Origin of the sequence: Pseudomonas sp. TJI-51, from assembly GCF_000190455.2 — a bacterium.
GTDB classification, from domain to species: Bacteria; Pseudomonadota; Gammaproteobacteria; order Pseudomonadales; family Pseudomonadaceae; genus Aquipseudomonas; species Aquipseudomonas juntendi.
This window is the reverse complement of sequence record NZ_AEWE02000128.1, coordinates 1-10292: the sequence shown is the minus strand read 5'-3', so window position 1 is coordinate 10292 and position 10292 is coordinate 1. Positions and strand designations below refer to the sequence as shown.

General features: G+C 63.7%; 10 protein-coding genes and 1 riboswitch. Of the genes, 7 read left to right on the top strand and 3 right to left on the bottom strand.

The genetic code is table 11. The features are described from left to right. Together G1E_RS29845 and nikA are read right to left on the bottom strand one after the other, a co-directional pair. The coding region (locus G1E_RS29845) for an ABC transporter permease subunit (protein ID WP_256220458.1) at positions 1-496 on the bottom strand (496 nt) is incomplete at its 3' end. Between the two features lies 1 nt (position 497). After that, on the bottom strand, positions 498-2072 hold the full coding sequence (gene nikA, locus G1E_RS23510) for a nickel ABC transporter substrate-binding protein (protein WP_009686871.1): 1575 nt from the start codon (positions 2070-2072) through the stop codon (positions 498-500). Positions 2073-2159: 87 nt separating this feature from the next. Between nikA and nikR the strand changes: the two genes are divergently transcribed. The 7 genes from nikR to copD all read left to right on the top strand — a co-directional run bounded on the left by nikR (position 2160) and on the right by copD (position 9220). Then, positions 2160-2576 carry a nickel-responsive transcriptional regulator NikR gene (gene nikR, locus G1E_RS23505; protein WP_009686870.1) on the top strand — a complete coding sequence of 139 codons (417 nt, stop codon included), beginning with the start codon at positions 2160-2162 and terminating at the stop codon, positions 2574-2576. Between the two features lie 52 nt (positions 2577-2628). After that, positions 2629-2836: riboswitch (cobalamin riboswitch) on the top strand. A gap of 104 nt (positions 2837-2940) precedes the next feature. Beyond that, complete coding sequence (locus G1E_RS23500; RefSeq protein WP_082437907.1) at positions 2941-5079, top strand: TonB-dependent siderophore receptor; 2139 nt, start codon at positions 2941-2943, stop codon at positions 5077-5079. Positions 5080-5127: 48 nt separating this feature from the next. Next, complete coding sequence (locus G1E_RS23495) at positions 5128-5913, top strand: ABC transporter ATP-binding protein (RefSeq protein ID WP_009686868.1); 786 nt, start codon at positions 5128-5130, stop codon at positions 5911-5913. Further along, the gene (locus G1E_RS23490; protein ID WP_009686867.1) at positions 5910-6878 is read left to right on the top strand and encodes an ABC transporter substrate-binding protein; all 969 of its coding nucleotides are present in this window, start codon (positions 5910-5912) and stop codon (positions 6876-6878) included. The genes G1E_RS23495 and G1E_RS23490 overlap by 4 nt, the downstream gene beginning before the upstream one ends. Continuing rightward, the gene (locus G1E_RS23485) at positions 6875-7894 is read left to right on the top strand and encodes an iron ABC transporter permease (protein ID WP_009686866.1); all 1020 of its coding nucleotides are present in this window, start codon (positions 6875-6877) and stop codon (positions 7892-7894) included. Before G1E_RS23490 ends, G1E_RS23485 begins: the two co-directional genes overlap by 4 nt. Before the next feature lie 77 nt (positions 7895-7971). Beyond that, complete coding sequence (copC, locus tag G1E_RS23480) at positions 7972-8346, top strand: copper homeostasis periplasmic binding protein CopC (protein ID WP_009686865.1); 375 nt, start codon at positions 7972-7974, stop codon at positions 8344-8346. 4 nt (positions 8347-8350) lie between these two features. Then, positions 8351-9220 (top strand): copper homeostasis membrane protein CopD, encoded by an 870-nt coding sequence (gene copD, locus G1E_RS23475; RefSeq protein WP_009686864.1) that lies wholly within the window; start codon positions 8351-8353, stop codon positions 9218-9220. A gap of 67 nt (positions 9221-9287) precedes the next feature. Here the strand turns inward: copD and G1E_RS23470 are convergent. Next, on the bottom strand, positions 9288-10292 hold a 1005-nt coding region (locus tag G1E_RS23470), incomplete at its 5' end, for a TonB-dependent receptor (protein ID WP_047150151.1).

Sequence of the window (10292 nt, the reverse complement as noted above, 5' to 3'; positions counted from 1 at the left end):
GCAGCCAGCCCAGCCACAGCGAGAACAGCGCGATCAGCAAGAATGCCAGCCAGAAGTTGGGCATCGACACGCCAAGGAAGGTCACCGCGCGCACCGCATGGTCGGGCCAGCGGCCCTGCCAGCGTGCCCCTAGCAGCCCCAGCGGAATCGACAGCAGCAGTGTGCAAGCCAGGGCCAGGCCGCCGAGTTGCAAGGTGGCGGGCAGGTAGTACAGCAGGTCATCGAGCACCGGCCGCCCGGTGAGGTAGGAGATCCCGAAGTCCAGGTGCAGCGCGTTCCACAGCCAGCTCAGGTATTGCGCGTACAGGGGCCGGTCCAGCCCCAGGGTGTGGCGCACTTCGGCGATGGCCGCATCGGTCGGCGGGATGTGCGACAGGCGCAGGTAATCCAGCGCCGGGTCCGTGCTGCCCAGGTGCAACAGCACGAACACCAGCAGCGACACGCCGAACATCACCGGTACCAGCAACACCAGGCGCATCAAGATGTAGCGCAGCATGTCAGGGCTCCTGCCGGGGTGTCATGGCCTCGAACGGCACGTCGAACAGGGTGCTGCCGAACTGCACGTGTGCTACCGAGTCACGCCGCACGCTGATGGCGGTGAGGTGCGAGATCGGCAGGTACACCGCCTGTTCGTGCAGGGTGGTGAGGATGAAACGGTACTGCTCGGCGCGTTGTCGCTCGTCGGTGCTGGCCAGCACCTGGCCGATGCGTTGGTCGAGCTCGTCCTTGATCGCCAGGCCGCGCTGGGCCATGTAGTCGGCATGCCCGGCATAGCGCATCGAGCTGACGAACGAATGCGGATCGTAAGGAGCGCCCCAGGTATCGGCGAAGATCATGCCGAAATCACCGTCGCGCTGGCGGCGAACCAAGCCACCTTCTTCCACGGCGCGCAGCTCGATGTGGATACCGACCTTGGCCAGCTCGCCTTGCAGCACTTCGGCCAGGCTTTTCTGCAGGGCGCTGGTGCCGAGAAACACCAGTTCGATTGTAAGTGGCTCGCCGCCCTTGCTGCGCACGGACGCGCCGGGGGCGAGTGTCCAGCCTGCGGCCTCCAATTCCTGCATCGCCTGAGCGGGGTCGTACGGGTAGGGTTTCAGACCGATGTCTGCGTACGGCATGTTGCTGGCGAACAGTGTGTCGGCCTTGGGCTCCAGGCCGTAAAGGATCTTGTCGATGATTGCCTGCTTGTCCACCGCCTCGTTGATCGCCTGGCGCACCGCCAGGTCGCGGGTGGCACCACGGCCAGTGTTCATGGCCAGCGTGCGCGTAGCCAGTGGCGCCGACAGTGCCGTGGCATAGCCCTGGTCGCGCAGGCGCACGAAGGTGCCTGCGGTGATCTCGCCTGCGGCGCCCTGGATCAGATCCACTTCACCAGCCTGTAGCGCCAGCGCACGGCTGTTGGGGTCGGGGATGACCTTGACCATGACTTCGCCGTAGGCCGGCTTCGGCCCCCAGTACAGCGGATTGCGCACGAAGCGGTCGAACTCGCCCAGACGAAACTCGGCACGTACCCAGGGCCCGGTACCGACGGGCTGCCCAGGCTTGGCAGCAGGCGCGCCGAAGCGCAGCGGGCGAACCTGGGCCAGCTCCATCAGGGTGGGGTAGTAAGGGTGCTTGAGCACCAGGCGCAAGGTCAGCCGATCAGGGGCCTCTACGTGGTCGAGGGTGCTGACCAATTCCATCCAGCGGTGGCGTTGGCGGTTAGCCAGGACCGCATCTAGGTTTGCCTTGGCGGCCGCAGCATCGAACACAGTGCCATCGCTGAAGCGCACCCCGTCGCGCAGGGTGAAAGTGTAGGTCTTGCCGTCCTCGGACACCTTCCAACCGGTCGCCAGCCACGGCTCGACAGTACCGGCGTGGGTGTAGCGCACCAGCGGCTCATACACCATCGCCTGGGCGTACATCTGATTCGGCGAGTAGCCGCGCGGGTCGAGTGGGCCCGCGTTGACGGGCCAGGAGTACACCAGTGTCGGGTTTGGCGCCTGGATGTCGGCGGCTTGAGCGAAGGTGCTCGCCGCGAGCCAGAAGATGCCCCACAGGGCGGGCTTTCGTTTGCCAGGCTGCTGCTTCACACTGCGTCCCCCACTTCAACGGAGGCCGTAGGCTAAAGAAGGGTGGGTATGATGTCTATCTAAAATCATCTTACTGGAAGTTACAAAATGCAACGGATCACCATCACGCTGGACGAAGAGCTGCTGGATCTCATCGACCGGCGGGTGGAGGCGCAGGGCTATCAAGGGCGCTCGGAGGCCATTCGCGATCTGCTGCGCAGCGGCCTGCGTGAAGCCGAGGCGTTGCCCGACGAGGTCCCGTGCGTGGCGGTGGTCAGCTATCTGTACGACCACGCCAGCCGCGAATTGCCTAAGCGCCTCAACCAGACCCTGCATGCCCACCATGAACTGACGCGCTCAACATTGCACGTGCACCTGGATGCCGGCCGTTGCCTGGAAGTTTCGGTGCTGCAAGGGCCGAGCGGGGCACTTGACCGCCTGTCCCGACAATTGACGGTGGAGCGTGGAGTCGAGCATGGGCATGTGCATGTCCTTCCCGCGCCACGGCATGGGGAAGGTGAGTGAGCCCGTCCCTTGGGTTGCCGCCTGCGCTTGACGTGGCGGCACTTTGATGTTCCCCTGCGCGCCTGTTTCAGGTGCCCCTTGCCGTCGAGCCTGGGGTGAAACGGGAAGCCGGTTCGTCATCGCGTGATGATCAGTCCGGCGCTGCCCCCGCAACGGTATGCGAGCGAAGCATTCGAAAGACCACTGTGCCCTGGCATGGGAAGGTGAATGCTTCATGACCCTCGCGAGCCCGGAGACCGGCCTGAAGCATGTATAGGCAACCCGCGGTGGGCGGGCGCAGGCCGGTTTGCGTAGGCGCACGCCTGCGTTTCCCTGTGCGTTTATCCCTCCGGGCTTCTTCCATTCCTGCTTCAAGTGGAACGACATGTCCCGACTTTCGCTGTTCAGTCCTTTGCCCGCTTCTGTGCTGCGTGCCAGCCTGGCGCCCTGCCTGTTGCTGTGCGTTTCGGCCCAGGCCGCCGAAACGGATCAAGCCCTGGCCTTGCCGGCCACCGATGTGACCGGTGTCGCAGTGGTGAACCCTCAGCCAGACCTGCATACGCCGACCACCAGCGGCTCGCGCCTGAATCTCACTGCTTTGGAGACGCCTGCCAGTGTCACCAGCATCAGCTCGGCGCAAATCCTCGAGCGCAACAATGCCAGCGTCCAGGACGCGGTGACCCGCTCCCCCGGTATCACCTTCATCGGCACACCCGGCAACGGCGGCACGGCCCTGTCGGCGCGGGGCTTTACCGGGCACAGTTCGACCATGCAGTTGTATGACGGCACCCGCCTGTATGTCGGTGCGGGCACGGTCACCTTCCCGGTAGACACCTGGTCGGTTGAGCGTATCGATATCCTGCGTGGCCCGGCGTCGGTGCTGTACGGCGAAGGCGCCACCGGCGCGGTGGTAAACGTTGTGCCAAAAAAGCCGTTCGAGGGTGAGATCCGTAACCATTTTCGCCTGGGTTACGGCTCTGATGATCGTCGCCAGATGGCCCTGGACAGCGGTGGTTCGCTGAACGATACCCTCAGCTACCGGCTGAATTTGAACAAACTGGCCAGCAACGGCTGGGTCGACCGTGGCGATTCGCAGAGCCTCGCCCTCAGTGGCTCGCTGCGTTGGCAACCGAACGACGACCTGAGCTTCACCCTCAGCCATGACTACGCCGACCAGGACCCGCAGCAGTATTTCGGCACGCCGCTGGCGGACGGGCATTTGCGTGAGTCGCTGCGCGACCACAACTACAACGTCGACAATGCCGAAGTGCACTACAACGACCAGTCCACGCGGTTGGTCACCGATTGGCAGATCAACGACAACCTCAGCGCCAGCAATCAGCTGTACTTCCTCAAGGTCCAGCGCCGCTGGCGTAATGCCGAAAGCTACACCTGGCAACCGGGTGACCAGATCCTGCGCAGCAACTTCATCAGCATCAAGCAGACCGAGGAGCAGATCGGCGACCGCCAGACTTCCACCCTGCAGCACTCGCTGTTTGGCCTGGACAGCCAGACGGTGCTCGGTGCCGATTACAACTCCATCCGTTTCGTGCGCAAGCACGACTTCGGCAACACCCTGAGCGACACCGTGCCGCTGTCCGGTTCCGGGGGTGGCGAGTACATCAGCAACGACCCGTTCCGCAGCCGCGAAGCCAACCAGGCCCGGCAGTTCTCGCTGTTTGCCGAAAACCGCACACAGTTGACCGAACGCCTGTCGCTGATCACAGGCGTGCGCCGCGACCAGGTGCACCTGAACCGCAAGGACTTGCTCGCCGACACCCGCAGTGATCGCAGCCTGTCGGGAGACAACTGGCGGGCGGGGCTTGTGTTCGCCCTGACCGAGGACCTGTCGGTCTACGGCCAGTACGCCACTAGCACCGAGGGCGTGAGCAACCTGCTGACCCTCAACGCCGCCCAGCAGCAATGGGACCTGAGCACGGCCAAGCAGACCGAGGTCGGCATCAAGCAGATGCTGCCCGAAGGGCGAGGGGAGTGGACGCTGGCGGCGTACCACATCGTCAAGAAGAAGTTGCTGAGCACCGACCCACTGAACCCTACTTTGCAACAGCAGGTAGGCCAGCAGTCATCGGATGGCCTCGAGGCGACCCTGGAACTGCGCCTGCCGTACGACCTGCAACTGTCAGCGAACGCGGCCTGGGTACGGGCCAGGTACGACGAGTTCGCCAGTGCCGGCAACGACTATTCCGGTAACCGGCCGATCAACGTGCCGCGGCGCACGGCCAACCTGTGGCTCAGCAAGGACTTCGGCGAGCGCTTCAGCGCAGGCGCCGGGGCCCGTTACGTCGACAGCCGCTATGCGGACAACGCCAACACCGTCAAGGTGCCAGGCTACACCGTGGTCGATACCAACTTCGACTGGCACGTACAAGCGGACCTGACCTTGGGCCTGCAGTTGAACAACCTGTTCGACCGCCTGTACGCCACCAGCACCGACAACAATGTCCGGCAGTGGTACCTGGGCGAGCCACGTTCGTTCTTCGTCACGGCGGACTACAGCTTCTGACACTGTTGCACCGGCCAGCCGGCCGGTGCCTTGCTGAGGTGGCACGGCATGACAACGCTGAATATCGAAGCCCTGGACTGGACGTTGAAGGCGCCGGGGCGCCAGCCAAGGACGCTGCTGCAAGGCGTGGACCTGCGGGTTGGCGCCGGTGAGTTCGTCGGCCTCATCGGCCCTAATGGCAGCGGCAAGAGCAGCCTGCTGCGCTGTGCCTATCGGGCCAGCGAGCCCAGCGCCGGACGTGTGCGGGTTGGCCAGGATGACATCTGGCAACGCCCGGCGCGCTGGTGCGCGCAACGCATCGCCGTGGTGCTGCAAGAGTTTCCCGAGGCATTCGGCTTGAGCGTCGGCGATGTCGCCAGCCTGGGCCTGGCGCCACACAAAGGCCTGTTCGACGGTGACAGCGCCGCGGACGTGCAGCGAGTCAACCAGGCGCTCGCCCAGGTCGGGCTTGGTGCCCACGCCGATCAGCCTTTCGCCACGCTGTCCGGTGGCGAGAAGCAGCGGGTTTTGCTGGCGCGGGCCCTGGTGCAGGCACCCGGGCTGCTGATCCTCGATGAGCCGACCAACCACCTCGACCCGCGCTATCAGCTGGAGCTGTTGCAGCACCTGCGCGGGCTGGAATTGAGCATCATCGCCAGCTTTCATGACCTGAACCTGGCCGCAGCTTTCTGCGATCGGCTGTATGTCATCGACGAAGGCCGCATCGTCGCCAGCGGCACGCCCAACCAAGTGCTGACCCGAGCTCTGCTCAAGCAGGTGTTCGGCGTCGATGCCCTGGTCGACCCGCACCCGCTGCATGCCTACCCGCGAATTACCTGGATCACCCAACCATGAACCTGCGCTACCTGACCTGGCTGCTGGCTGCCGTGATTGCATTGCCGGCCACGGCCAGTGACTATCCCTTGAGCGTGCGCAGTTGCGCGCGCGATGTGACCTTCGCGCAAGCCCCGCAACGGGTGGTGGTGCACGATGTGAACATGACCGCCATGCTGCTGCACCTGGGCTTGCGCGAGCGAATCGTCGGCTATACCGGTTTTACCCGCAACAAGCACCGCGATCCGTGGATCGACCAGGCGCTCGACGGCGTGCCGCAGTTGGCCAGCCGCTACCCTTCGATTGAGACCTTGCTGGCGGCCGACACGCAGCTGTTCTTCGCCGGCTGGAACTACGGCATGCACGTGGGCGGGCCGGTCACGCCGGTGACGCTCGCGCCGTTTGGCATTGCCGTGTACGAACTGAGCGAATCGTGCTCTTGGGTCATGCCGCAGCCGCGTGCCAGTGTTGGGGATGTGTACCGCGACCTGGACAACCTGGGGCGCATCTTCTCGGTCGAGCCAAGGGCGCAGGCACTGGAGGCACAGATGCGCGAGCGCATCGCGACGGTGCGCGCGGCCGTGGCGCACAAAAGCCAGCGGCCAAGGGTGTTTCTCTACGACAGCGGTGAAGACCGGCCGACCACCTCGGGCCGCCTGGGTATGCCCCAGGCGTTGATCGATGCGGCCGGGGGCAACAACGTGATGGAGGATGTCAACGCCAGCTGGACTCAGGTGAACTGGGAGAGTGTGGTGGAGCGCGACCCGCAAGTGATCATGATCGTCGATTATGGCCCGCAAAGTTGGCAGGCCAAACGCGATTTCCTGCTGCGCCAGCCGGCGCTCAAGGATGTGCAGGCCATCCGTGATCAACGCTTTGTGGTACTCAGCTACCTGCAGGTGACGCCGTCGGTGGAGAATGCGCAGGCCATCGAAGTGCTCGCCGAGGCGCTGCACCCACAGTCGCCGCCGGTGGCCCAGCCTTGATCGGCAGGGGCGGGCTGGCGGGGCATCGCGGACTCAATGCAATCCTGCTGACGCTGTTGTTGCTGTCGTGCCTTTGTGCCCTGGCCTTCGGCCCGGCGTCGGTGCCGCTGGCCCATGTGGCAGGCATCGTCGGCCAGAAGCTGGGCTTGAACCTTGACGGGGACTGGACCCATAGCCAGGCGCAGATCGTCTGGGTGATCCGCGCGCCCCGGGTGGTCCTGGGGGCGTTGGTGGGGGCTGGCCTGGCCCTGGTCGGCACCGCGCTGCAAGCGGTCACCCGAAACCCGTTGGCCGACCCGCACCTGCTCGGTGTCAGCTCCGGGGCGGCGTTGGGAGCGGTGCTGGTGATGCTCTACCTAGGCGAGTTCATCGGGGTCTTCAGCCTGCCGCTTGCTGCATTCGTGGGGGCCTCAGGCAGCATGCTGCTGGTGATCGCGGTGGCCCGGCGCGGCGCAGGCATGGAAAGCGACCGCCTGTTGCTGGCCGGAGTAGCGGTGTCGTTCGTGCTGATGGCGCTGGTCAATCTGCTGCTGTACACCGGCGATCAGCATGCGGCGGCCTCGGTGGTATTCTGGATGCTTGGCGGCCTGGGGGCGGCACGCTGGAACCTGATCTGGCTGCCGGCGCTGTGCGTGCTGGCCGGGCTGCTGGCATTGCGCTTGCTCGGGCGTGGCCTGAACGCCTTGATGAGCGGCGAGCAGACGGCGCTGAGCCTGGGCTTCAGCGGCAAGCGCCTGCGCCTGCAGGTGTTCGTCTGCACCTCGCTGCTGACCGGCGTGCTGGTGTCGCTCAGCGGAGCCATTGGCTTCGTCGGGCTGATGGTGCCCCACATGGCCCGTGCGCTGGTGGGCGCCGAGAATCGCCGACTGATCCCGGTCAGCGCATTGCTTGGGGCGATTTTCCTGGTCTGGGTGGATGTGGCGGCGCGCACTGTCATCGCGCCGCAAGACCTGCCGATCGGCATCGCCACGGCGGCACTTGGCGGGTTGTTCTTTATCCTGCTGCTCAAGCGCTAGTTGGCTGGTGAACTGAATCAGGTCTTGCCCTTGAGCTATCATCGACTAACCGTGTTTGACGCTTAAGGACCTGACCCATGCCTGCACATTTTGCAAGAACGATACTCACGACCGTAGCGCTGCTTGCCTCGGTCGCGACTGTCACACCCGCCTTTGCTCACGCCCATCTGAAGAGCGAAACACCTGCCGCGGACAGCACCGTTAAGGCGCCTACAGAGTTGCGATTGGTGTTCTCGGAAGGTGTCGAAGAAAAGTTCACCAAGGTCGAGATCACAACCGGTGGTGCGGCCGTTTCGGTGAAAAGCATCGCGACCGATCCGAGTGATAAAAAGACCCTCATCGTCACACCGGAGCAACCTCTGGCCGCCGGCCAGTACGAGGTTCAATGGCATGCCGTCTCGGTCGATACCCACAAAAGCGAAGGTCACTACGCGTTTACGGTAGGTAACTGAGTGCATGGACAGCGCGATAATCGTTTGCCGGTTCGTTCACTTTTCTATCGTGCTGATGATGTTCGGGGCCAGTTTGCTCAGGCCCCTGTTGCTGGGCTCCAACACAGGGGCCGTGGCGTATATGTCCCTGGATCAAGCACTCGACCGAGCGCTGCGGTTGCTCGCGCTGTTGTCACTGGTCAGTGGGCTTGGATGGTTGATGGTCACAGCGGCCAGCATGGCTGATTCCTGGCAGGCCGCAGTTGATGTGCAGGCTGTATTGCAGGTATTGCGCAGTACTTTTTTTGGCCGGGTCTGGGCGGCGCACCTGATCGTCAGCCTGGTACTGTTTGTATGCCTGTGTCTCAATCCCCGCCCGCCATTCAACTTGCGAGTCATTCTGAGCGGGTTTGTGCTCGCCTCTCTGGCACCGGTTGGTCACGTCGCCATGTTTGACGGTATCAGTGGGCAGCTCCTGAACGTCAACCAAGTCATCCACCTTCTCTGTGTTGGCGCATGGCTTGGAGGGCTGACACTGCTCTTGATGGTGTTGATGCAGCGTGCTCCACAGGACGCTCGCCAAGTGCTGCACAGATTCAGCACGATCGGTTACTGCCTGGTCGCCAGCATCCTCCTCACCGGCCTGATAAACGTCCGGGTCCTTAGTGGCGCCTACTGGCCGACCCCGCTATTCAGCGGCTTCGCGCTCATTTTGTTGATCAAGGCTAGCCTGGTGATGGCGATGCTGTTGCTGGCACTCTTCAATCGACTGAATGCTCGATCAGGCCGTATTCACGTACTGCGCACCAGCATCCTGGTTGAATGGTTCTGTGGGGTGGCGGCAGTCGCAGCGGTCTCACTGCTGGGGACACTCCCACCCACCCCGCTCAACTGATGCAAGTGATCGTTATAACGCCGCTTTGGCGTAACAGACCACTCACCAGGCAGAACGCAGATCCCTTTTAGAAATCGAAGGTCACCCCGGCATACAGGGCCCGACCGTCACCCGGCGAATGCAGCGAGGCGTCGGCGCCATCGGGGTCGTACCAGACGTACTCGTAGTAGCGGTTGGTCAGGTTCTTCAGTTGCAGGTCGACGCTCATGGTTTCGCTGAGCTTGTAGGTCGCGCCCAGGTTCATCAGTACGTAGCCGCCGTACGTGCCCTGGGTATTCTCACGCTCCAGGTAGTAGTTGGTCTGGCCGTTCGCCCAGGCGCTCAGTTGCAGGGCAGGGGTGGCCTGGTAGCTGATGCCGGTGTTCCACAGGTGGTGCGGCACGTGGTCGATTTCCTTGCCTTTGCTGTCGGGCAATGCGCTGCTGGGTTCAAGGATCTTCGAGTATTGCCAGGAGTACGACATCCACATCTCGGTGCGCTCGTTCGGGTGCAGGTTGACCTGCAGGTCGTAGCCCCAGCGCCGGGTTTCACCGACGTTGTCCGATTCGCCGCTGGGGTCGTTGAGGCGGCGGCTGACTTCACCGGTGGCGTCCTGGCGCCAGTAGGCCACGCGGCCATCGATCCAGCTGGCAGGTGTGAACTTGACGCCGGTTTCCCAGCCGTCGTTGATCGACGGGTCAAGGTCTTCGTTGCGCGGCGGCACCTTGTAGGCCGCCGCACCGGTACCGACCTGGAAGGTGCGCCCCCAGTTGGCGTAGACGCTGGCGAAGCGCCAAGGCGAGTAGACCACGCTGAGCTTGGGCTGCTTGATCAGCCCATAGTCGTTGATGTCGTAGTCCTGCCCGGTCATCTTGTTGGTGAAGTCGCCACTGATCTTGTCCACCCGGTAGGCCGGCACGATCTTCAGTGATTCGAACGGCTCGATCTCAGCCTGCACGTAGGCACCGACCGTGTTGAAGTCGAAGTCCTGGTCGCGGGTCTGGGCCTGACGCACCCGTTCCAGCGTGCGATAGCGCTCGCTGCGGTTCTGCTGCTTTTGCACATCGCTGCCGCCTTCCAGCGCGAAGGCGTG

What these genes read in the sequence shown, in the direction of transcription:
- G1E_RS23490 (WP_009686867.1), top strand. Translation starts at nt 5,910, where the DNA reads ATGAACCTGCGCTACCTGACCTGGCTGCTGGCTGCCGTGATTGCATTG.
- G1E_RS23495 (WP_009686868.1), top strand. Translation starts at nt 5,128, where the DNA reads ATGACAACGCTGAATATCGAAGCCCTGGACTGGACGTTGAAGGCGCCG.
- copD (WP_009686864.1), top strand. Translation starts at nt 8,351, where the DNA reads ATGGACAGCGCGATAATCGTTTGCCGGTTCGTTCACTTTTCTATCGTG.
- copC (WP_009686865.1), top strand. Translation starts at nt 7,972, where the DNA reads ATGCCTGCACATTTTGCAAGAACGATACTCACGACCGTAGCGCTGCTT.
- G1E_RS23500 (WP_082437907.1), top strand. Translation starts at nt 2,941, where the DNA reads ATGTCCCGACTTTCGCTGTTCAGTCCTTTGCCCGCTTCTGTGCTGCGT.
- nikR (WP_009686870.1), top strand. Translation starts at nt 2,160, where the DNA reads ATGCAACGGATCACCATCACGCTGGACGAAGAGCTGCTGGATCTCATC.